Genomic DNA, 21,675 nt, shown 5'->3' with positions numbered 1-21,675 from the left:
CCCCGGCTTCTCCGCAGCAGGCTTGAAAATCTGCACGAAATATGGTATATTGATTTTATATTGGGTTATTATGCCGGAACAGGCACAGAGCCATAAAATGTAAGGAGTCCTGTCAAGATGAAACTTGGTATCGTAGGTCTGCCCAACGTGGGAAAATCGACCTTATTCAATGCGCTGACCAGCACGCAGAACGCGCAGGCGGCGAACTACCCCTTCTGCACCATTGAGCCGAACTCCGGCATTGTGCCGGTGCCTGATGCGCGGCTGGACAAGCTGGCTGAAATCTGGCAGACGGACAAGAAAACGCCTGCTATCGTAGAGTTTGTGGACATTGCCGGTCTGGTCAAGGGTGCCAGCCAGGGTGCGGGTTTGGGCAACAAATTCCTTGGTCACATCCGCGAGTGCGACGCCATCGTCCACGTGGTGCGCTGCTTTGACGATGACAACATCATCCATGTGGTCGAGGACGTCAACAAGCCGGAGAGTGTTGACCCCATCCGCGACATTGACGCCATTGATCTGGAGTTGATTCTGGCCGATCTGGAGGTTGTCAGCAACCGTCTGGGCCGCCAGCAGAAGGCCGCCAAGACCGGCAACAAGGTCGCCGCAGCCGAGGCCGTATGGCTGGCTGACCTTGCCGCGTGGCTGGAGGGCGGCAAGCCCGCCCGCAGCTTTGCCTTTGACGAGAGCGATGACGCCGTGAAGGCCACCCGCAAGGAACTGGGTCTGCTCTCCGCCAAGCCGGTGATTTACGCCTGCAATGTGGGCGAAGATGACCTACTGGGCGGTCTGGACGAGAACCCCTACTACCCGCTGGTTGCCGCCCGCGCCAAGGAGGAAAACGCGCAGGCTATCCCCATCTGCGCCAAAACCGAGGAGGACATTGCCGGTTCCACGCAGGAGGAAAAAATCGCGTTCCTGCAGGAAATGGGCATTGAGTCCACCGGTCTGGACAAGCTCATCAAGGCCAGCTATGAGCTGCTGGGCCTCATCAGCTTCCTGACGGACGGCAAGAAGGAATGCCGCGCATGGACCATCAAGCGCGGCACCAAGGCCCCGCAGGCCGCCGGTAAGATTCACAGCGACTTTGAGCGCGGCTTCATCCGTGCGCAGGTCATTGCCTACAAGGATCTGGAGGACGCCGACTTCAACTATGCCGCCGTCAAGGCCAAGGGCCTGCAGCGCACCGAGGGCAAGGAGTACATTGTCAACGACGGCGATGTGATTGAGTTCCTCTTCAACGTTTGATTTTTAGGGAGAATTGCTATGATTATTGGTATCATGGGCGCTATGCCCGATGAAGTGGACCAGCTGTGTGCGCGGCTGGAAAACGTGACCAAGGAGGCCTACGCCGGGGTGGAGTACCACTGCGGCACGCTGAACGGCAAACAGGTGGTTGTCTGCTGTGCGGGCATGGGCAAGGCCAACGCCGCCTCCACCGTACAGGTGCTGTGCACAAAATACAACATTGACAAGCTGATTTTTAGCGGCATTGCCGGCAATATGACCAGCAAGATCGGCATTGGTGATGTCTGTGTGGGCGAGACGGTGGTCTACCACGACGCAGAACTGAGCATGATTGCCCAGAGTGCACCGTTCCAGACCGAGTACCACGGTGACCCCGCCTTGGTCGCCGCCGCGCTGGACGCCTGCACCGCCTGCGGCGTGAAGGCTATCGCCGGTAAGATTGCCACTGGCGACACCTTTGTGGGTGACGCCGAGACAAAGAAGGCCATTGAGGAAAAGTGCCATCCCGACTGTGTTGAGATGGAGGGTGCAGCGGTCAGCCAGATTGCGGGCCGCAACGGCGTGCCCTGCGTCATTCTGCGCGCCATGAGCGACAACGCCGACGAAAGCGGCTATGAGGTGCTTGTGGTCAAACAGTTCAGCATTGCGGAGTACGTCAAAACCGCCACCGAAATCGTGGCGCATATGATTGAGAGCGTATAACGCCGGGGCAATTCCGCTTTACACAAAAAACCTGCAGCTGTATGGGCTGCAGGCTTTTTTATTGTTATCTGTTATTCATCCTCAAATTGCAGATAGCGCTGGGGGTCCCAGTGGCAGGCGGTGGCCATATGGGCCAGCAGGCTGTCGCCCGCGGGCAGGGTGTCGAGCGACAAATCCTCCGCAATGCGCCCCTCGTGCAGAATCAGGGCGCGGTCGAGGAAATGCTCCACATCCTCGATGTAATGGGTCGAGAGCAGCAGCGTTTCCTCACCGGTCAGGGTGGCACTCATCAGCTTGAGGAAGTCCCGCCGCGTGAAGGGGTCCTTGCCGAGGAACGGCTCGTCCATCAGGTAATAGGGCACCCGCTTGGCAAAGCCTGCGGCCAGCTCCACCCGGGCGCGCTGGCCGGTGGAAAGGCGGCCAATCACATCGCTGCCGTGCAGGGAGAAGAACTCCAGAAATTTTGCATACCGCGCCGGGTCAAATGCCGGGTGCAGGTCGGCCAGCAGCTGGCCGTAGGCGGCAACAGTCAGCGCAGGGTAATAGCTGCCCTCGCCGGTGATGTAGCTGATGCGCTCATACTGGGCGCTCGCGGGCTTACCGTCCAGCAATGCCGTGCCCTTGTGGGGCAAAAGCTCAGCAATACAGCGCAGCAGCGTGGTTTTACCGGCACCATTCTCGCCCAGGATACCTACAATCTGACCGCTGGGCACGGTGAAATCCACCCCCAGCAGGCCCACGGTCTGGCCATGGCTGCGGTAGGTTTTTTGCAGATTTTTTACCTCGATCATAGCCGTTTCTCCCTGTCCTTCTCGTAAAGTTCGTAGTTCATATAGTGGTGCGCGGGCCAGCTGTAATAGCTTTCGCCCAGCTGCCCGCCCCAGTCGCGGTCGACGCCGTTGTCCAGGCGACCGCGGTAGCGCGGGGCGCTGCCGTCCAGCGGGTAGACGACCAGCAGCGTGCCGGTTTGGTAGATGTTGAAAGAGTCGTCGGCGTTGGCCTCGCCCACGGTGGTGTATTCGGGCGTGGCGATGAGCAGCGCGTCACCGGCGGTGTTCAGCACGGCGTCCTCGGCGTTGCGCAGGTAGATGTCACCCTCGGCGGAGAGGGTTTGATGCAGGCTGAACTTGCCGTCCTGCACGCGCAGGGCTACAAAGAGATTGCGGAAGTCCACCTTCAGCACGGCGTCGCGGTCGGTGGTGCGGGGCAGCGCGGTCACCGAAAAATCACCGTTGCCGCCCTCGATGCCCAGCTCGATATGATCCACCTGCTCCCCCGCCGCGTTGACGAGGTCGGCGCAGGCCTTGTTCAGCGGGTCAAGGTAAACGCAGAGCGTCAGGCCGTCATCCATTGGCAGGCCGCAAACCACCTGTCGGGCGTTTTCGGGGCAGTAGAACGGTTCCAGCGTGCCGAACTCGGTGGTGGCGCAAAGCACGTCGCGGTCGCCGACTTTGCCGTCGGCAGGCAGAGCGGCGAGGTCGTCATAGCTGATGGGCGTGGCCTTGTACAGCCCGGCCTTGCGGTCGGCAACGGTGTACCGCCAGGCAAGGCCCTGGCCGTCGCCCAGCGAGAAAATTTGCCCGGCAATGTAGTGGTAATCGGTGTTGGTATCCTCCACTTCGTCGGAGAAATCGGCCGTGTAATCATAGCTGACGCGGGTGCGGTCCAGATAGGTGGGCACCTCGGCGTTGGCGCTTACCGAGATGGGCGCATCCAGCACCACCTCCCGCAGGGCGATGCGGAGAACATCGCTGCCCATGCTGATTTCGGCCATCACGCGGAAGTGGGACGCGGTGCTTTGCATCTGCCAGTTGTCGTCATACACCTGTACGCGCTGGGCGGCGGCGTTTACTTCGTCGCGCGTTTCCGGCGTTACAGCGTAAAAAGTCGTGTGAGATGCCCCCCACGCGCTGTAGTGGTACTGGTTGTCGCTCTCGTCAGGGTCAAGGGCAAAGCTGGTGTCCAGGTAGCCGTCGTGCAGGTCCCAGTAGGTGTGGGCGGTGTCAAAATAGCTCTGGCCGCGCATCGTGAAGCCGCGCAGGGCGGCGGGGTCGCCTGCCAGGTCGGTGAGGGTGATGTCCAGCGCGCTGCGCCAGCCCAGCAGCACCCACAGGGCACCGGCGGCGAGGATGGCCGCCGATAGGGTGACAGCAATGATAAAGTTACGCAGATAAGTAGATTTTTTGGTTTTCGTTTCTTTCATAGCAGGTCACTCCCCTTTCAGCAGGTTTCGCCGCGGCGGATGCTGCGCACTGCCCACCACACGGTGAGGGTGGCCAGCACGGCGGCGAGGGCCATGATAACGTTGCGGCTTGCAGAGGTGAACATCCACTCGGGGTGCTGCTCAACGGTCACCAGGTAGAAGCACTGCCAGGCGCACAGCCCGCCGACGGCGAACACAGGCAGCTTGCGCCAGCCGCGCACGGTGTCCAGCGCGGCCAGCAGCAGGGCGGACAGGGCCAGGATGCCCAGCAAGATCACCAGCTGCAAGGGGCGGCGCGGCAGCAGGCGGGAAAACAGGTTGTTGGCGACGACCTGCTCGTACAGGTTGGCGGGCGGCAGGGCCGCGCCGTACAGCTTGCGGGCCAGGTGGACTTCCAGCGCGGTGACGGGGTAAAATTCAACGATGTACCACACAAACTGCCAGGCGGCAAAGACGACCTCGGCGGCGGCGATGGTGATGGCCTTGGCCCCGAACTTTTGCCCCGGGGTGCCGGGCAGCGTGGCCCAGGTGTACCCGCTGCGGGCGCGGCGGCTGTTGTGGGTGGCCAGCCCCGCCGCCAAACCGGTAAGCAGATAAAACCCAAGATAGGCAAAAATTTGCATGGTAACGTAATAATGGGACGCCAGCCCCATGCCGGCAGCGCCCTGCCAGCAGATGCGAAAGACTACCAGCGCCAGCTGCTGGGCGGCAAAAACGCCCCACACCAGCATCAGGCTGCGCCGCGCCAGACGGATATTCCACGCGGCAAGGGTAAGTGTGTGTTTCATAGGGTGCTCCTTCCATGTTCTCCGGCACGTTGCCTGTGTACCATCTCAGTAATACACACAGGGTACAAAAAAATCATTCATCGCCCCAAAGCTCACTGATCAAATCCAGCACTTTCTTGTAGCTGAGGCGGTTTGCCTTGGCCTGATTGACAAACGCCTGTACAAGGCCGCGGGTCAGCTGGGCGGAGATTTGCTCATGCAGCTCCGGGGTCAGGTGCACAAAGCTGCCGCTGTTGCCGTCGGTGACAACATAGCCCTCCTCGGTCATAAGGCGGTAGGCCTTTTGGGCGGTGTTGGGGTTGATGCCGGTTTGCGCGGCCAGCTCCCGGCGGCTGGGCATAGGGTCGCCGTCCTGCACGGTGCCCAACAGAATCTGCCGCTTCAGATACTCGGCAATCTGCTGGTAAACCGGGGCGCTGTCATCAAACTGCAGGCCACTGAAATCAACCAAGCTGCTGCCTCCTTTCTGTTGAATGTCTGTGCTATATGCGTATTATAGCCGTAATACGCTTATCTGTCAAGAGGGGCATACAGAATTTTTCTATGGGCATAGCAAAGCCCCCGCCAGCCTGTTGAAGCTGGCGGGGGCGAAACATACTACTTTAGCTATCTACTCTTAAAAAACGCCTTACTTAAAAATACGCCTTGATTTGGAACTTATCCGCCGGGGCGGTGTCCTCGATTTTCAGGTGTTCGTGGTTGAAATCAAACTTGACGGCCTTGCAGTCGTCGGTGTTGCGGGTCAGGCGCAGCAGCTGGTCAACGCGCTTAGCTTCCTCCTTGGTGTAGAACAGGTAGCTGGCACCCTGCTTGCGGGCTCGGCCCGTGCGGCCGATGCGGTGGGTGTAGTGCTCGTTTTCCTCGGGCACATCGTAGTTGATAACAGCATCCACATCGGAAACATCAATACCACGGGCCGCCACATCGGTGGCCACCAGCACATCAATCTCGCCCGCCTTAAAGCGCGTCATAATGCGGTTGCGCTCCGCCTGCGACAAATCGCCGTGCAGGCAATCCACGTTGAAGTTCAGCCGGGCCAGTTGGTTGGCCAGCATACCGGTGTTGTACTTGGTGTTGCAGAAAATCATAACCCGCTTGTAGCCCTCGTCAATGATAATCTGCGCGGCGTCCGCCAGCTTGTCGCGGCCGGTGGTCAGCAGCTTGTACTGGGCAATCTTCGGGCTGGAATCCTCGACCGGCTGGACGCTGACCTCGGCGGCGTTGTGCTGGTACAGCCAGCCGATGTCCAGCACCTCGCGGCTGATGGTGGCCGAGAACATCGACAGGCTCTCGCGGTGCTTCATCAGGTCGATGATGTACTTCACATCCTTGTAGAAGCCCATATTCAGCATTTCATCGGCCTCGTCCAGCACCACGGTCTTTACCGCGGAGACGTCAATGGCGTGGTGGCGGTAGTGGTCCATCAGGCGGCCGGGCGTGGCCACCACAATCTGGCAGCCTTGCTTGAGCTGGCGCTGTTGCTTGTCCATCCCCGCACCGCCGTAGACGCAAACGATTTTGATTTCCGGCAGGAACTGCGCCAGATTCTGCAAATCCTGCGCAATCTGCTGGGCCAGCTCCCGCGTGGGGCTGAGCACAACGGCCTGCGGCTGCAGGCTGGCAGGGTCAACCTTGGACAGAATCGGAATGCCGAACGCCACCGTCTTGCCGGTACCCGTGGGGGCCTTGGCAATCATATCATGCCCGCCCAGCATCAGCGGGATGGCCTTTTCCTGAATTTCGGTCATATCGGTAAAGCCCATCGCCTGCGTAGCGCGGATGATCTCGGGCGAAACATTGGTAAGCTCGGTAAACTGCATGGTCGCACTGCCTTTCGGTTTTTTCTCTATTATAACAACATTCGTCTTTTCCCGCAACCCGCAAAAACGGCCCCCGCCGCAGCGGGAGCCGATGCGTTACTTGTTCTTGCTGGTGCGTCGCGCCGCCTTGCCGGAGGTTTTCTTTTCCGTCTGGGTGCGGGTGGCCTTGGCGGGCTTTTTGGCGGCTGCACGCGGCTTCGGGGCCGGGGGCTCCTTGTCCAGCAGACGCACGGGCACAGGGTCAATTTTCCAAAGCTGGTTCTCGCCAAAAACGTCCTGCCAGATTTGCGCCTGCGTGCCGTTGTCCACACGCATTCCTACAAGGTCGATGACCTTATCCGCCAGAACGTTGCGCAGCTTGACTTTTCCGCCGCCTGCGTCCACAAGCTCCCACCGCTGGCCTGCGCCGGCGGTCTGGCTCCACTGGTGCACCCACGTGCCGTTGCAGACGCCGGACATCGCCAAATCCATAACCTTGCCGGTAAAGCGGTTCTTGATGCGGTACTCGCCCTCACCTGCTTCCACAAATTGCCACTGCTGCCACGGCTGGCCCTCGTAGCTCCACAGGCGGACGGACGCGCCGTTCTCGGTGTTGAAATCGGCCACTTCCAGCACGCGGCCATTGGCTGCTGCGATGGTGTAATAGGTATCTGGACGGATGACGGTCTGGGCAGATTTCTTCATGGTTGAGCCTCCTTTTAGACAGATTCATCTACAGTGTCTGTCTGTTTTCTTCATTATAGCACAACTGCGCCGCGCTGTTTTACCAAAATTTTGCGGCGCGCTTTGGCAAATACGCCAATGTGTACCCGGCCAAGCGCATTTTTTGACGATTTTTGCGGCCGCGGCACTTGCTTTTTTTGTACATATGGTATATCATTAAATATATGCTTGTTTTGTGGCCGCGCGGCGGCCCTGTTGGGGGAGAGTTTCAGTTATGCGGATTGCCTTGATTGCCCACGATTCCCGCAAGGAATTGATGGCTCAATTCTGCACGGCCTACGTGCGCATTTTGTCCGAGCACGATCTGGTTACCACCGGCGTGACCGGCAAAATTGTCCATGACGCAACCGGCCTGCCGGTGCGCTGCCTGTATCCGGGCGGCCGCGGCGGTGCCGAGCAGATTTCCGCCATGATTGGCTGCGGCGAGGTCGATATGCTGCTCTTCTTCCGCAACCCTGTCGGCGCCAAGCCCGGCGAGCCCAATGATGTAACGCTGCTGCGCCTGTGTGATATGCACACCATCCCGGTGGCCACCAACATTGCCACCGCCGAGGTGCTCATCCACGGTCTGGAGCGCGGCGATTTAGCGTGGATTGAACTCCAGCGCGGGCGATAATTCAGTTGTAAAAACAGCACCCTGCCTTGTGACAAAGGCAGGGTGTTTTTTGTATGGCCGGTTGCGGGCCGTTTTTATCGGTGGAACGCAGGGCGTGCGGCCCCGCGCCTTCACCCTCCGGGAGAAGGCGGCCCCGCAGGGCCGGATGAGGGGGCTGCTTCCCGCCGCCCTCTTTCCGGCACCCTTGCGGGCGGGCAATGCCCGCCCCTACGGCATTGGCTTACTGGTACACAATCGCGCTCTTGACCTTGTTGGCGGCTTCGGCACCAGCCAGGATGCGGGCCAGTGCAAGAGCAAAGGGAATCGCCGCGCCCAGCGCCTCGCCGGTGACAATGTTGCCGTCAATCGTCAGCGGCAGGCCGGTGTAGCTGGCCCCCGCCGCGGTGAGGGCCGCGTCCATACCGGGATAGACCGTGGCCTTTTTGCCGTTCAGCACGCCAAACTCTGCCAAGGCGGTGGGCGCAGCGCAGATGGCCGCCACCAGCTTGCCCTGCGCGGCAAAGTCACGGCAGACGCTGCGCACCGTGGCATCCGCCTTCAGGTTCGGCACGCCGGGAATACCGCCGGGCAGGATGCAGGCGTCAAATGCCGCGTAGTCCAGCTCCTCCGCAAGGGCATCCGCCACAACGTTGACCTGCCGGGCACTTTTGACGATTTTCTCCCCGCCGACGGCGGCAATCGTCACCTCCACACCGGCGCGGCGTAGAATGTCCACGCACAGCAGCCCCTCGCACTCCTCCAGACCGGGGGCAAAAAAGATAACAGCCTTTGCCATAATAAGCATCTCCTTTTACTCAAATGGATGAAACGCACGGTTGATGCGCCAGATGACCGGCAGCGGGGTTTTCAGCCCGCGCAGGGTCTGCACCAGTCCGACAAGGGACAGCACGTCCACAAACATCGTCAATGTCAGCCCCATCTCACTGCCGTGGGGCAGAAAGCCCACACAGGCGCAGACGGTGGCCATCGCCAGCACCACAAGGCCCTGATTCAGGTGGAATTTCACAAATTCATCATGCCGCCATTTAGTGCAGGCGGGAATCAGTATCAGCACGTTCAGATAGCACAGCGCGGCCAGCAGGCGGGTGCGGCGGGGCGGCAGTTCCAGCGCGGGTGCGGGCGCGGGGCGCTTTTTCTTTTTGTCTGCCATGGCTTACCTCCACCCGAACAGGAACTTGAAGCACCGCGCCAGCTGGCAGTTCCAGTCGGCCTCGCAGTGCTTTCCGTCCAGCTGGCAGTAGGGGTAGACCACCGCGCCGCGCTCGGTCAGCAGGTTGGCGGTCTCCAGCGCCTTGGCGGTGTACTGTGCCAGCGCGTGTCGGCCCTTGCCCTCGCGCTCGCCCCAGCTGATATACACCCGCGTGCCGGGAGCGATTTTTGCCTTGCGCAGGTCGGCCTTGACCTCGGTAAAGCTGAACCGCACCGACGGCGACAGGCAGGCCGCACGGCTGAACACATCGTTGTACGCCGCCACGCCGTACAGGCTCATCAGGCCGCCCATGCTGGACCCGCCGATGGCGGTATGCTCCCGGTCGGGCAGGGTCGGGTATTTCGCGTCAACCAGCGGCTTGAGCTCGTTCACCATCCAGTCCATATAGGTCTTGCCGCGGCCGTGGATGGCGTTTTCCTGCCACGTGAAGTCATAGGGGCTGTACTCCTCCAACCGGGCGTTTCCCTCGTGGTTGCACTCGGGTGCAACGATGATGGCATCGCCGTGGGCGTCCATGTACTCCTTCATGCCCCAGCAGGTGCCAAAGGTGGCGGTGGAATCAAAGAACAGATTGTGCCCGTCAAACATATAGATGACCGGGTACCGTCTGCCGGAGGTCTGCCAGTCATCGGGCAGATAGACAAAGGTTGTGCGGTCCAGCCCGAAGGGTGTAATATGGGCAGTAAAGGTTTCGACCATTGGGCCTCTCTCCCCTCTTGGTTTTTTAGGCAACACCGCACAATTCCCGCCTGACGGCTTAAGCACCGCTGCGGCGCTTAGAATTATGCGGTGTTTTTATAATTGTAGCGCATTTTGTTCACTTTTTCAATCAATCGGGTTGTATTCCCGGTCACAAAATGTTAAAATTTTGGTATTCTATAGGAAAAGAGGAATCGTTATACGATGGAAGCTGTTCAATCATTTTTCCGGCGCAAGGATGTCGTCATCTCTGCGCACCGCTACGGCATCGACGCTATGGGCGCGATGGCACAGGGGTTGTTTGCCAGCCTGCTGATTGGCACCATCATCAAGACGCTGGGCCAGCAGCTCGGCCTTGCGTTTCTGGTCACGGCGGGCGGGTACGCTGCCGCGGTGGCCGGCCCTGCAATGGCTGCCTCGATTGGCTACGCGCTGCACGCACCGCAGTTGGTGCTGTTCAGCCTGATTGCCGTGGGCGGTGCCGCCAATGAGCTGGGCGGCGCGGGCGGACCTCTGGCCGTTTACCTGATTGCCATTATCGCCGCCGAGACCGGCAAGCTGGTCAGCAAGGAAACCAAGATCGACATTCTTGTCACCCCCGCCGTCACCATTCTGGTCGGCGTCAGCCTGAGCGCCCTGTTTGCACCGTCCATCGGCGCGGTGGCGTCCGCGGTGGGCAGCCTGATTATGTGGGCCACCGAGCTACAGCCGCTGCTGATGGGCGTTGTGGTTTCCGTGCTGGTGGGCATGGCACTGACGCTGCCCATTTCCAGTGCGGCCATCTGCGCAGCGCTGGGTCTGACCGGTCTGGCGGGCGGCGCTGCCGTGGCAGGCTGCTGCGCCCAGATGGTGGGCTTTGCGGTTATGAGCTATAAGGAGAACGGCGTCGGCGGGCTGGTCAGCCAGGGTCTGGGCACAAGTATGCTACAGATGCCCAACATCCTGCGCAACCCTCGCACCTGGATTCCCCCGACGCTGGCGGCGGCCATCACTGGCCCCCTTGCCACCTGCGTGTTCCATCTGGAGATGAATGGCCCGGCGGTTTCCAGCGGTATGGGCACCTGCGGTCTGGTCGGCCAGATTGGCGTCTACACCGGCTGGGTGGAAAGCGGTATGACCATCACCGCCTTTGACTGGGCGGGTCTTGTTCTGATTTGCTTTGTTCTGCCCGCCGTGCTGAGCACCCTTTTCTGCGAACTGCTGCGCAAAAAGGGCTGGATCAAAGAGGGCGATCTGAAGCTGTAAGCTGTACTGTATAGTAAGTAAAGCAGGGATGCTGGGATGCATCCCTGCTTTTCGTTATAGGGCACTGGGCGAATGGCTTCCCCCGCGGGGGAAGCTGTCAGCGGCCCCGTCCGCTGACTGATGAGGGCCAAAGCGTGCGCGGCCACCCTTTTACGGTTTGCCCGCCCTCTCACACAAACCCGCGCCAGGTTTCCTCGGCCTTGCTCTGGAAGGCGCCCAGCTCATGGCAGAGCTTGTACGCGCCGGGGCTGGCGGCGGGGTAGTCCTTCTCGGCGCGCTTGCAGTCCAGCACACCCTGCCCGCTGCCCTCGGCCAGCATGGTGGCAAGGTTGCGGGTCGATTTGTCCATCATCGTCCGGGTGCGGATGCCCATGCTCACGCTCATGCGGGCGGCGGCGCTCTGGCCATGGGCCTCGGCCCCGATGGCGTCCAGCGCGGTGTGGGCGGCCTGATTGATGCGGCGGTACTCCCGCTTCTGGCGCATCATCTCGTCCTTCAGCCGCTGGTCATGGGTCAGACCCATCAGCTCGTCCAGCGTGTTCTTGCCCATCTCGGTGTTCTGCACAATCTCCTGCAGCATTTTTTCGTTGTCACTCTGCATACAAAAATCCCCCTTGTGTACGTTTGGCGGTCAATGCCAGTATGCACACAGGGGGGCTGTTTTATGCAGGGGTTACAGGCGCTGCTGCGCCAGCGAAAGGGTCATATCCCAGGAGGCGGTCTCGCCCCATTCGGCGGAGGCAATCTCCACCGTGAAGCTGCCGCGGCGGGAGAGCGAGATGTTAAATTCCCGGCGGGAATCGTTCATCGCCTCGCGCACGGTCTGTGCCATAGCGGCGGCAGGCGTGCCCGCCGTGACAATGGCAAAGAAGCCATCATTCAAGCGGGCCAGCACGGCCTTTTCGTGATCTGGGCCTACGGTCAGCTGCAGAATACCTGCGGCCATATTCAGGCAGCAGTTTGCGGCGGACTCGCTCTCGTTCTCACGCAGCTGCCAGTACTCGTTCACGCGGACCATCACCACGCCCATCGGCTGGCCGTTCAGCGCGGCCTGCTCGGCCTTGGGGCGGAACTCCTCGTTTAGATAGACGGCGTTGTAGACGCCGGTCACGTGGTCGCGGCGCAAATCATCCTGCATCTGGCTCAGTGCGCGGGTGAAGGCGTCCTCTGCGCCATCGGCCTGCAGGCGGCGGGGCAGCGGCATAGCCAGCATCAGCACACAGGGCGTACCCGCAACGCTGATGCCCTGCGCAATCACCGCTTCCAAACCGTTTTTGGCCTTTACAATGCGCATACCGCGGCCGTCGGCGTCCAGCACCGGAACCGCCGCCACCTTGTTCAGCGGTTGCAGCGTAGCCGGGTCCAGCAGGCCCATGCGGGGGTCCGCCAGCGTAACGCTGTCAAAAAGCTGCGCCAAAGCGTCCATTTCCGTTTGCAGCTCGGCAAGGGTGTATTCCTGTTTCATGTTGTTTCCTTCTGCCGCTTTGCGGCATAGTGTGTAAGGGCTTTTCACAAAATACAGCAATATTTTACCACAAGGCCGTAATTTTTCCAAGGCGTGCGTTGCACAAATATTCTTCGGGAAACGCGGAAATATCCAACGAAGTCAACAAATTATTTTCCCAGACGGAAGTACCTTGCCGCCATGGCTCGGATTTCCTTGGCCAGCGCGGGGGTCAGCTTTTTGGCATCGGTGCGCCACTGCCAGTTGCCCTGTGCCTGGCCCGGGGTATTCAGTCGGCTTCCGGCAGGCTCCTCCAGCCAGTCGGCCAGCGGGATGATGGCCAGCGCCGCCGTGCTGGCCATAACGCCGCGCAGCATACCGCGCACCGTGCCCTCCTGCTTGGTCAGGGCAAAGTATTCCTCGGCCTGCTTGCGCTGGGCGGGGGTCAGCTCCTCACGGAACCAGCCCGCCAGCGTGTTGTTGTCATGGGTGCCGGGGTAGGCCACGCAGTTGCGCGGATAATTGTGGGGCAGGTCCACGCTGTCCTCACCGGTGAAGGCGAACTGCAGCACCTTCATGCCGGGGAAGCCGCTTTCCGCCAGCAGCTGGCGGACCGAGTCGAACATCTCGCCCAGATCCTCGGCCACGATGGGCAGGCTGCCCAATGCGTTGTGCACGGCGCGGAAAAGCTCCATCCGGGGGCCCTGCTCCCAGCGGCCGTTGCGGGCCGTGGTCTCCCCTGCCGGGATGGCCCAGTAGGTGTCAAAGCCGCGGAAGTGGTCAATACGCAGGATGTCATAGATGGACAGCGCGTGGCGCAGGCGCAGAATCCACCACGCGTAGCCGGTGCGGCGGTGGTAGTCCCAGTCATACAGCGGGTTGCCCCACAGCTGACCATCCGCCGCAAAGTAGTCCGGCGGGCAGCCCGCCACGCGGCGCGGCTTGCCCTCGGCATCGGTCTCAAACAGCTCGCGGCCCGCCCATGCGTCGGCGGAATCCGCGGCAACGTAAATCGGAATATCGCCCATAATGGCTACGTCCTTGGCCTTTGCGTAGGCGTGCAGGGCGCGCCACTGGCGGTCGAACTCATACTGCAAAAAGGCCCAGAATTCAATCTCCTCGGCATGCTCCTCCCGGAACTGTGCCAGTGCCTCGGGCTCCCGCACGCGCAGGGCGCGGGGCCACTTCTGCCAGTCCACCATGCCGTTGCTGACCTTGATGGCCATATACAGGCAGTAGTCGGGCAGCCAGTCGCTGCTCAGGAACTGGAAACGGTACCAGTCATCGGGGTAGGGCGTCTCATAGCCGGGCACCGGGCGCTGCTTGAGGAAGTTTTGGTACGCCTTGCGCAACACGGTAAAACGCTGGTCGTACAGCGTGCCGTAGTCGACCTTTGCGGCATCGCTGCCCCAGTTGATGCCGGTATAGTCCTTTTTGGTCAGCAGGCCGTCCGCGGCCAGCTGGTCAAGGTCGATGAAGTAGGGGTTGCCCGCAAAGGCAGAGCAGCTCTGGTAGGGGCTGTCGGCGTAGCCGGTGGGGCCAACCGGCAGAATCTGCCAGATGGTCTGGCCCGCCGCGGCCAGAAAGTCCACAAAGTCATAGGCCGGCTTGCCCATACTGCCAATGCCGTACCCGCCGGGCAGGCTGGAAATCGGCATCAAAATTCCGCTGCAACGATTGAACTCCATGATATTTTTCTTCTCCTTATGTAGAGGTATGCCCGCTTGGGCGGGCAGTGGTTCATTTTTCCGGCACGCCCATGGCGCTCATCGCCGCCTGCACAAAGGCGGTACGTTCTGCCCTTGTGCGCTTTTCGGTGCCCTGCAGGGCCAGCTCGTTGGCGGTCAGGGCCTCGGCTGCGGCGGTATCAAACGCCGTGCCGGGCAGGATGCCCGTCCCCGCCTGCTCTACCTGCATAGCCCCCAGTGTGGTGGCGTCCGATGCCGTATTCCACGGCGTGATAGCCCCCAGCGTCTCGGTCAGGGTGTCCTCGCCCTCGCCGTTGGAGTAGAGCCACAGCGCGGCGCTCTTGGCGGCCTTCAGCCCCTCAGGGCTGGTGTCGGCGTTGATGGCAATGCAGCCCACGTCAGCCAGCACCGGGTAGTTCAGCAGACCATCCAGATTGTACTCCTCGGTGGTCAGGTCGCTCTCGTCCAGATTGCACTTGAACGGTATCAGCGTCAGCCCCTGGCAGGCGTCCGCACCGTAGTCGGCCAGTAAATCGGTCAGCTTGGCGCGGCGGAACACGGCGTTCTGGTCGCTGTCGGCCATATGGTCCCATTCCAGCGCCACAGCGTAATAAACACCGTTCAGCGGTCCCTCCAGCGCATCGGCCGTGTAGGTTCCGTCCGCGGCCAGAATGGCGGCGCTGTAGCCGGAGACCCGGTCCGCCGGGGCGGCAAAGACGCCGGTGGCGGTCACGCCGTCCGGCTTCGTCTCGGGCAGGGTGTAGTCCTTGCCGTTCAGCGTCACAGTCGCGGCCTTCGGCTTAGCCAGCCAGTCAGAGAGCGTCTCCACAAAGTCGCTCCACTCCTCCCAGCTGGCGCTCTGCAGGGCGGCGGCGCCATCCGCGCCCAGCAGGGCGGTAAGCACCTGCTCATTGGCCCAGTAGCCGTACAGGCTGCGGCCCAGCGGCAGAGCGGTGGCGTTTTCGGTAATGTCGGCCCGCGCTGCTGCGGCGGCCAGCAGGGTATCGCTGGTCACGTCCAGCAGGCTGCCGCCCGGTGCGTGGTCGGTCAGCAGCAAATCCGCCGCGGCGGCGTCCTTGGTCAGGGTCAGGGTCACGCCCTGCGCGGCGGCGTAGGCCTGCACCGCCGGGGCCAGCGACGCGGACGCATACACGGTCAGCGACTGGGGCGCGGGGGTGGGGGCTGTCTCAATGGTTGCGGTATTTTCGGCGGGGATAACGGCGGTTTTTACATCCGCCAGAGAACACCCCGCCAGCAGCAGCGCGGGCAGTACCAGCGCCGCCGCAGCTTTCCTGTTCTGCATGGAGCAGTTTTCCTCCATAAATGGTTGTAAAAATTCAGTCTATCCTTTATTATATAGGATAAGAAGGTTTTTTTCTACACCTGTTTTATGTTATAATAAGAAAAAATCACAAAAAATGAAAGGATTTCGTTTCCGTGACGCAAAAAATATACGAAACAGACCCATATGTGCAAAATTTTACCGCACAGGTTCTGTCCTGCACCCCGGCGCAGGGTGGGTTCGCCGTGGTGCTGGACCGCACGGCCTTCTTCCCGGAGGGCGGCGGCCAGCCCTGTGACACCGGCACGCTGGGCGCGGCGCGGGTACTGGCCGTACATACGGACGGTGTAACCATCACCCACACCACCGATGCCCCGCTGACGCCGGGTGACACGGTGGAGGGCTGCCTCCACTGGCCCGCACGGCTGGACGCCATGCAGCAGCACACCGGTGAGCACATCCTGAGTGGGGCGCTCCACCGGCTGTTCGGGGCGGAGAATGTCGGCTTCCACATCGGCACGCCCTATGTGCGGATGGACACCAGCATCCCCCTGACCCCCGCCCAGCTGGCACAGGCGGAGGCCGAGGCCAACGCCGCCGTGCGGGCGGACACCCCGGTGCACTGCTGGGTACCCGACCCCGAGACGCTGGCGCGGACCGAATACCGCAGCAAAAAGGAACTGACCGGCGATGTGCGGCTGGTGGAGGCGGGCGGCGACTGCTGTGCCTGCTGCGGCACCCATCTGGCCCGCACCGGCGAGGTCGGGCTGATTAAAATCATCTCCTACGCCCATTACAAAACCGGAATGCGGCTGGCCGTGGCCTGCGGGCAGCGCGCCTATGAAGCCGTGGCGGGCATCTGGGCGGACACCGAGGCTGCCGGGCGGCTGCTGTCCGCCCCGGTCGGCGCGCTGACCCCGGCGCTGGAGCGCCTGCAGGGCGGCGAGGCAGCCCTGAAGGCACGGCTGGCTGCGCTGCAGAACACACTGGCCGATGCCTGCGCGGCCAATGCCGCGCCCGGTGTGCCCGCCGTGCTCTGGGCGGACGGTGCCGATGGGGACGGCCTGCGCCGTATGGCCATGGCCATCACCGCAAAAACCAACGCCCCCTGCTGCACGCTGGCCTCCGGCGGGCAGGGCCTTGCCTACGCGCTGTCCGCTGCCCCCGGCGGTGATGTGCGCGAGGTCTGCAAGGCGCTGAACGCCGCTTTTGCGGGCCGCGGCGGCGGCAAGCCCGGTTTCTGCCAAGGCAGCCTTGCGGCGGCGGATTTCGATGCAGTCAAAGCGCTTTTACTGGAAAGCCTATAACAACACCGCACCATTCTCGCCTGACGGCGTAAGCACTCAGAATTATGCGGCATTGCCCAATCATAAGGAGAACACACTATGCGCATGCGTTTTAAGCCCTACGCACGGCCGGAGCTGCTGGCCTGCGATTTCCACGTACATGAGCCGCTGACCCACGGCGGCCACTGGCACGAGCTGTACGCCCGGCCCGCCCAGCCCTGGCATCTGGAGCTGGGCTGCGGCAAGGGCGGCTTTCTGGCACAGATTGCCCCCGCCCACCCCGACATCAACTATCTGGGCATCGACATCACCGACAAGGTGCTGATTCTGGCCAAGCGCAAGGTCGAGGCCGCCTACGCCGAGCGCGGTCTGCCCGCCGACAATGTGAAGATTGCCAGCCTTGACATTGAGCGTCTGGGCAACGCCTTCACGCCGGAGGATCGCGTCTCCCGCATCTATATCAACTTCTGCAATCCGTGGAGCAAGAACGCGGGCAGCAACAAGCACCGCCTGACCCACCCGCGCCAGCTGCTGCAGTACCGCAATCTGATGGACGAGGGCGCGGAAATCTGGTTCAAGACCGATGACGATGACCTCTTCCGGGACAGCCTTTCCTACTTCCCCGCCGCCGGGTTTGAAATCACATGGCAGACTTTTGACCTGCACAAGAACGAGCCGGACTGGAACCTGCGCACCGAGCATGAGGGTATGTTCAGCGAGCAGGGCATCCCCATCAAGGCGCTGATTGCCCGCAAGGGCCCCGACAGCACCGTGACCTGGGTGGAGCCCAAAGCCCTTGCCAAGCAGCAGGAGGCGGAAGATGAATCTGACTGAGTTTGCCGTAAAGACCGTCTACTGGTTTTTCCTGTACGGCTGCATCGGCTGGTGCGTGGAGGTTGTCTACGCTGCTGTCAAGGAGCACAAGCTCGTCAACCGCGGCTTCCTCTGCGGGCCCATCTGCCCGATTTACGGCTTTGGCATGGTGGGGCTGGTCTACAGCGTCCAGCTCATTCCCCTGCCGGACAGCGGCAGCATGAGCGCCGTCTCGATTTTCTTCATCGGTATGGTGTTGACCACCGCCATTGAGCTGGTGGGCGGCTGGGTGCTGTACAAGCTCTACCACATCCGCTGGTGGGACTATTCCAAGATGAAGTACAATCTGGGCGGCTACATCTGCCCGCAGTTTTCCCTGTTGTGGGGTCTGGGCAGCGTGCTGATGATTAAGGTGGTTCACCCGCTGCTGGCACGCGGCTCCAACCCGATGCCATTCCGCGTTATGCTGATTCTGGACATCGTGCTGCTCATCCTCTTTGTGGTGGACGTTATTGTCTCCACCGCCGCGGCCATCGGCCTGAACAAATATCTGAGCGAGATTGACGAGCTGCGCGCCCGCCTGCGTGTGACCAGCGACAAGCTGACCACCGTGCTGGGCACCGGCGCCATGACCGCCGACACCGTGCTGGACGAGCAGAAGCTGCAGCTGGCGCTGGCCAAGCTGGAGGGCCGCGAGAACGCCACCGAGCTGCGGGCAGAGGCCACCGCCCGCGTGGCCGAACTGCGCGAAAAGCTGGCTGCTGTTGACCGGCACCCCCTCAGCACACGCCGCCTGCTGCGCGCCTTCCCCGATATGAAGAGCCTGAACTACGCCGAGACGCTGGCCGCCACCCGCACCGCCGTCATCCGCCTGCGGGAGCTGGCCGCTGCCGCCAAGGAGACCGCCCGCGAGACCGCCGCCAACGCCGCGGAGAAAATCAAAAAGGTATAATTTTCAACAAACAAGCCCTGGACTGTTTAAAAGTCCAGGGCTTGTGGTTTATTTATGCTATGAATGATAAACGACATATCTGGCACGGTTGGCCGCTGCCCGCGGGAAACCTCACGCCTTTTTCCTGTCAAAGGCAATCTGCAGCACCAGCCACGCGGCTACAAGGCAGACCACCGAAATCAGGCCCAGCATCTGCCAGGAATGGGTCAGGTTTTCCACCGTAGCATCGTACATCGGGCCGTCCAGCCCTGCCTGCAGCCACGCCATACGGCTGTTCAAATCCGTGGAGGCGCCCAGCGCGCCCATACCCCAGCGGCAGACGATGATGTTGGAGATGGTTGCCGCCGCGCCGGTCACGGTGAACATCACGTTGCTGAACACAACCTGACCAATCATCAGCACCAGCACCGCCAGTATCGCGCTTTCGCCACTTGTGAAGAGCGCCGAAATCAACAGCCCGACACAGCTGGAGGAGAACATGGTGAGCAGAAGCGTGATGAAAATTTCCGCATCCGTCTCCAGCAGCAGATGGTTCTGGGGTACGTGCACAATCGACACAAAGCCGACCGCCAGCACCACCGCCTGCAGTACCTCGACCAGCAGCAGCACAAATGCCTTGCTGAGCACCACCGCGGGCAGCCCGACGCCGACAGACGCCTCCCGCAGGATGATTTCACGGTCCTTGCAGATTTCCCGGTAGGAGTTCAGCGTACCCATAAACGTGGCCATGGCGGCCAGAATAAAGAGCGCCGTGCGGCTGCCGATGTTGACAAGGTTGGAGGTAAAGCAGTTGGGATCCGCCGTCAGCTTGACCACCAGCACCATAAAAGGCGACTGCAGGGCAAGGCTGGCCAGCAGCAGCTTATCGTTCCAAATCAGCTGCAGATTGCGCTGCACCAGCACAGCAAACTGGCGCAGGAACCTTAAAAACTTTATTGGGCGCATCGCTTCTCCGCCTCCTGTGCTGCCTCCGGGCAGGCCGCCAGCAGGCGGTTGAACTCGGGGGTGGTAAAGTATTTCTCGCGGTACTGTTCAATCTGCACCGGGTCGCGCAGCTTTTCAAAAATATCGCTGGTCAGCTCCACATCAAAGTATTCGTTCAGCTTTTCGGGCGCACCGTAGTAGCACAGCACGCCGCCCACGCCCAGAAAGGCGATTTTATCACACAGGTTGATGTTGGACATATTGTGGGTGACCATCAGCACCGTACAGTTCTGGTGGCTCAGGCGGCGGCAAAGCTCCATCATACTGCGGTCAAGGTCAGGCGAAAGCCCGCTGGTCGGCTCGTCCAGAATCAGCAGCCGCGGGTTGGCCAGCAGCTCCATTGCAATCGAGACGCGCTTCTTCTGCCCGCCGGACAGCTTGGAGATATAGGTCTTTTCGCGCCCCTGCAGGTCGACCGCCTCAATGGCGTGGGCCACCGCCGCGGCAATCTCTGCGCGGGTAGCATCGTGGGCAATGCGCAGCTTGGCCGTGTAGGTCAGGCTCTGCTCCACCGTCAGGTTATCGTGCATAATGTCCTTCTGCGGCACGTAGCCCAGCGCCGCCTCAAAGGCGTTGCGGTTGGAGCGCGTGTCCAGCCCGTCAAACTGCACGCTGCCCGCCGTGCAGGGCGCGGTGCCGGTTATGCAGGTCAGCAGGCTGGATTTGCCTGTGCCGGAGCCGCCCACCAGCACCACAAAGCTGTTGGGCTCCACCTGCATACTGGTGCCGTCCACAATGTTCAGCGGCTTGCCGGTGTTGGCATTTTTAACCGTTTTGTACACATTTACAAGTTGGATACTAATGCCGCTCTGGTGGGCGTGGTAGTGCAGCATTCCGCCCGTGAAGGCAAAAACCTGCGCAGGCACGTTAATGACTGCACCGTTGCGCAGCACCGTGCGGCTTACGCGGACGCCGTCCACATAGGTGCCGTTGGTGGAGCCGAGGTCATGCAGCTCATAGTGGCCGTCCTTGTAGAGAATCTCGCAATGGTGGCGGGACACGCGGTCGCTGACCAGCTTGATGTCGCAGTCATCGCCGCGGCCAATCAGCACCCGCTTTTTGCGGCGGATATCCACCTCGCGCAGGACAGCGTCAGTGGTCTGCTCCTTGCGTGGGGCGGCCTCATCGCTCTGCACGTTGGTAATCTCTTCCACGCGGAAGGTGATTTCCTGCGTGTCGGCGTTGCCATCGGTGTTCAGGCCGATGACATCCCCGCTTTGCAGCACGCTCGTCTCCCCGGCGTCCAGATAGCGGTTGTTGAGCCATGTGCGGTAGTCGCTGCCATCGTCGGTGACCACCCACCGCCCCTGCTCAAAGGAGACGGTAAACTGGTTATCGCCGATGCTGTTGCGGCGCAGCACATACTCACACTGGGCACTGCGGCCAAAACGGTAGCTGCCCGCGGGCAGGGTAATGCGCTGCTTGTTGCGCAGCTCGGTAATCAGGATTACGATTTCACTCGTCATGGCGCAGCCCCCTTACCAGTGGAAATCCGCGCCGCAGAGGGGCACAAACTTCAGCGCCGCACCCCCAAGGCGCAGGGTCTCGCCCCCGGCCAGCGGCATTGCCTCCAGCACAGCTGCATCATCCAGATAGCACAGCTCCTGCGAGGAACCGGGCAGCAGCGTGAAGGCGTTTTTCTCCGCATCGTAGACCACCGCCGCCTGCCGGGCGCTCAGGGGGGCGTCGGCGCTCAGGGTCACCGGCGTGCCGTCCCCATCCAGCCCCAGAAAGCTGCGCCCCACGCCAAGGCGCAGGTCGCGCCCTCTGGCCGGGCCGTCCAGCACCACAAGCCAGCCTGCCACCGGACCCGCCGGGGCGGCTGCCTGTGCTGCGGGGGTCGGCTGCTCCGCCGCGCCCGCATGGACGATGGAATGGTCCTTCAGCAGCTCGGTGTTGCAGTAGGGACATTCGGGGTACTTGTCACCGTCATAGAAATGGCCGTTTTCACATTTTGTCAGCTTCATAGGTC

At 61.5% G+C, this 21,675-nt stretch carries 23 protein-coding genes; 7 read left to right on the top strand and 16 right to left on the bottom strand.

Annotated elements, in window-relative coordinates; genetic code table 11:
* Window positions 1-117: 117 nt before the first annotated feature.
* Window positions 118-1,248, top strand: a complete 1,131-nt coding sequence (gene ychF / locus NE623_RS06780; RefSeq protein ID WP_256271522.1) for a redox-regulated ATPase YchF — start codon at window positions 118-120, stop codon at window positions 1,246-1,248.
* Between the two features lie 18 nt (window positions 1,249-1,266).
* Window positions 1,267-1,950, top strand: a complete 684-nt coding sequence (locus tag NE623_RS06775; RefSeq protein WP_256271521.1) for a 5'-methylthioadenosine/adenosylhomocysteine nucleosidase — start codon at window positions 1,267-1,269, stop codon at window positions 1,948-1,950.
* A gap of 71 nt (window positions 1,951-2,021) precedes the next feature.
* Here the strand turns inward: NE623_RS06775 and NE623_RS06770 are convergent, their stop codons facing one another.
* The 6 genes from NE623_RS06770 to NE623_RS06745 all read right to left on the bottom strand — a co-directional run bounded on the left by NE623_RS06770 (window position 2,022) and on the right by NE623_RS06745 (window position 7,445).
* Window positions 2,022-2,741 carry an ABC transporter ATP-binding protein gene (locus NE623_RS06770; RefSeq protein WP_256271520.1) on the bottom strand — a complete coding sequence of 240 codons (720 nt, stop codon included), beginning with the start codon at window positions 2,739-2,741 and terminating at the stop codon, window positions 2,022-2,024.
* Complete coding sequence (locus NE623_RS06765; protein ID WP_256271519.1) at window positions 2,738-4,153, bottom strand: hypothetical protein; 1,416 nt, start codon at window positions 4,151-4,153, stop codon at window positions 2,738-2,740. Before NE623_RS06765 ends, NE623_RS06770 begins: the two co-directional genes overlap by 4 nt.
* A 17-nt stretch (window positions 4,154-4,170) precedes the next feature.
* Entirely contained in the window at window positions 4,171-4,941 is a 771-nt protein-coding gene (locus tag NE623_RS06760) for a hypothetical protein (RefSeq protein ID WP_256271518.1), read from the bottom strand.
* A 73-nt stretch (window positions 4,942-5,014) separates the two neighbouring features.
* Window positions 5,015-5,392, bottom strand: a complete 378-nt coding sequence (locus NE623_RS06755) for a GntR family transcriptional regulator (RefSeq protein WP_256271517.1) — start codon at window positions 5,390-5,392, stop codon at window positions 5,015-5,017.
* A gap of 181 nt (window positions 5,393-5,573) precedes the next feature.
* Window positions 5,574-6,761, bottom strand: coding sequence for a DEAD/DEAH box helicase (locus tag NE623_RS06750; RefSeq protein ID WP_256271516.1), 1,188 nt, complete (start codon window positions 6,759-6,761; stop codon window positions 5,574-5,576).
* A 96-nt stretch (window positions 6,762-6,857) separates the two neighbouring features.
* Entirely contained in the window at window positions 6,858-7,445 is a 588-nt protein-coding gene (locus NE623_RS06745; protein ID WP_256271515.1) for an RICIN domain-containing protein, read from the bottom strand.
* Window positions 7,446-7,698: 253 nt separating this feature from the next.
* Here NE623_RS06745 and NE623_RS06740 point away from each other — a divergent pair, with 253 nt between their 5' ends.
* A complete protein-coding gene (locus NE623_RS06740; protein WP_256271514.1) occupies window positions 7,699-8,100 on the top strand; it encodes a methylglyoxal synthase in 402 nt (133 codons plus the stop codon).
* A gap of 220 nt (window positions 8,101-8,320) precedes the next feature.
* On the opposite strand, the gene NE623_RS06735 is transcribed toward NE623_RS06740, so the two are convergent.
* Genes NE623_RS06735 through NE623_RS06725 form a run of 3 tightly spaced genes read right to left on the bottom strand, consistent with a single transcriptional unit; the run spans window position 8,321 to window position 10,009 of the window.
* Window positions 8,321-8,875 carry a DJ-1 family glyoxalase III gene (locus tag NE623_RS06735; RefSeq protein WP_256271513.1) on the bottom strand — a complete coding sequence of 185 codons (555 nt, stop codon included), beginning with the start codon at window positions 8,873-8,875 and terminating at the stop codon, window positions 8,321-8,323.
* 15 nt (window positions 8,876-8,890) lie between these two features.
* Complete coding sequence (locus NE623_RS06730) at window positions 8,891-9,250, bottom strand: hypothetical protein (RefSeq protein WP_256271512.1); 360 nt, start codon at window positions 9,248-9,250, stop codon at window positions 8,891-8,893.
* Between the two features lie 3 nt (window positions 9,251-9,253).
* On the bottom strand, window positions 9,254-10,009 hold the full coding sequence (locus NE623_RS06725; RefSeq protein ID WP_256276140.1) for an alpha/beta hydrolase: 756 nt from the start codon (window positions 10,007-10,009) through the stop codon (window positions 9,254-9,256).
* 204 nt (window positions 10,010-10,213) lie between these two features.
* Here NE623_RS06725 and NE623_RS06720 point away from each other — a divergent pair, with 204 nt between their 5' ends.
* Window positions 10,214-11,254 (top strand): PTS transporter subunit IIC, encoded by a 1,041-nt coding sequence (locus NE623_RS06720; protein WP_256271510.1) that lies wholly within the window; start codon window positions 10,214-10,216, stop codon window positions 11,252-11,254.
* 169 nt (window positions 11,255-11,423) lie between these two features.
* On the opposite strand, the gene NE623_RS06715 is transcribed toward NE623_RS06720, so the two are convergent.
* The 4 genes from NE623_RS06715 to NE623_RS06700 all read right to left on the bottom strand — a co-directional run bounded on the left by NE623_RS06715 (window position 11,424) and on the right by NE623_RS06700 (window position 15,689).
* Window positions 11,424-11,855 carry a hypothetical protein gene (locus NE623_RS06715; protein WP_256271509.1) on the bottom strand — a complete coding sequence of 144 codons (432 nt, stop codon included), beginning with the start codon at window positions 11,853-11,855 and terminating at the stop codon, window positions 11,424-11,426.
* A 72-nt stretch (window positions 11,856-11,927) separates the two neighbouring features.
* Window positions 11,928-12,719: a GGDEF domain-containing protein gene (locus tag NE623_RS06710; RefSeq protein ID WP_256271508.1), complete on the bottom strand. Its 792-nt coding sequence runs from the start codon at window positions 12,717-12,719 to the stop codon at window positions 11,928-11,930.
* Window positions 12,720-12,868: 149 nt separating this feature from the next.
* Complete coding sequence (gene malQ, locus NE623_RS06705) at window positions 12,869-14,386, bottom strand: 4-alpha-glucanotransferase (protein WP_256271507.1); 1,518 nt, start codon at window positions 14,384-14,386, stop codon at window positions 12,869-12,871.
* Between the two features lie 52 nt (window positions 14,387-14,438).
* Window positions 14,439-15,689: a hypothetical protein gene (locus tag NE623_RS06700; RefSeq protein WP_256271506.1), complete on the bottom strand. Its 1,251-nt coding sequence runs from the start codon at window positions 15,687-15,689 to the stop codon at window positions 14,439-14,441.
* A 167-nt stretch (window positions 15,690-15,856) separates the two neighbouring features.
* Here NE623_RS06700 and NE623_RS06695 point away from each other — a divergent pair, with 167 nt between their 5' ends.
* The 3 genes from NE623_RS06695 (at window position 15,857) to NE623_RS06685 (ending at window position 18,719) form a co-directional block, all read left to right on the top strand.
* A complete protein-coding gene (locus NE623_RS06695; RefSeq protein WP_256271505.1) occupies window positions 15,857-16,975 on the top strand; it encodes an alanyl-tRNA editing protein in 1,119 nt (372 codons plus the stop codon).
* 78 nt (window positions 16,976-17,053) lie between these two features.
* On the top strand, window positions 17,054-17,788 hold the full coding sequence (trmB, locus tag NE623_RS06690; RefSeq protein WP_256271504.1) for a tRNA (guanosine(46)-N7)-methyltransferase TrmB: 735 nt from the start codon (window positions 17,054-17,056) through the stop codon (window positions 17,786-17,788).
* A complete protein-coding gene (locus tag NE623_RS06685; protein ID WP_256271503.1) occupies window positions 17,775-18,719 on the top strand; it encodes a putative ABC transporter permease in 945 nt (314 codons plus the stop codon). Before trmB ends, NE623_RS06685 begins: the two co-directional genes overlap by 14 nt.
* A 111-nt stretch (window positions 18,720-18,830) precedes the next feature.
* Here the strand turns inward: NE623_RS06685 and NE623_RS06680 are convergent, their stop codons facing one another.
* From NE623_RS06680 to NE623_RS06670, 3 genes are read right to left on the bottom strand one after another with little or no spacing between them, the layout of a single operon-like run.
* Window positions 18,831-19,664, bottom strand: a complete 834-nt coding sequence (locus tag NE623_RS06680) for an ABC transporter permease (protein WP_256271502.1) — start codon at window positions 19,662-19,664, stop codon at window positions 18,831-18,833.
* Window positions 19,652-21,169, bottom strand: coding sequence for an FHA domain-containing protein (locus tag NE623_RS06675; RefSeq protein ID WP_256271501.1), 1,518 nt, complete (start codon window positions 21,167-21,169; stop codon window positions 19,652-19,654). Before NE623_RS06675 ends, NE623_RS06680 begins: the two co-directional genes overlap by 13 nt.
* 12 nt (window positions 21,170-21,181) lie before the next feature.
* Window positions 21,182-21,670 carry a hypothetical protein gene (locus tag NE623_RS06670; protein WP_256271500.1) on the bottom strand — a complete coding sequence of 163 codons (489 nt, stop codon included), beginning with the start codon at window positions 21,668-21,670 and terminating at the stop codon, window positions 21,182-21,184.
* Window positions 21,671-21,675 lie beyond the last annotated feature (5 nt).

It is taken from the genome of Gemmiger formicilis, assembly GCF_024462815.1.
In the GTDB taxonomy this organism is placed as follows: domain Bacteria; phylum Bacillota; class Clostridia; order Oscillospirales; family Ruminococcaceae; genus Gemmiger.
The sequence above is the reverse complement of the archived record's forward strand: the minus strand, read 5'-3'. Positions and strand labels throughout refer to the sequence as shown.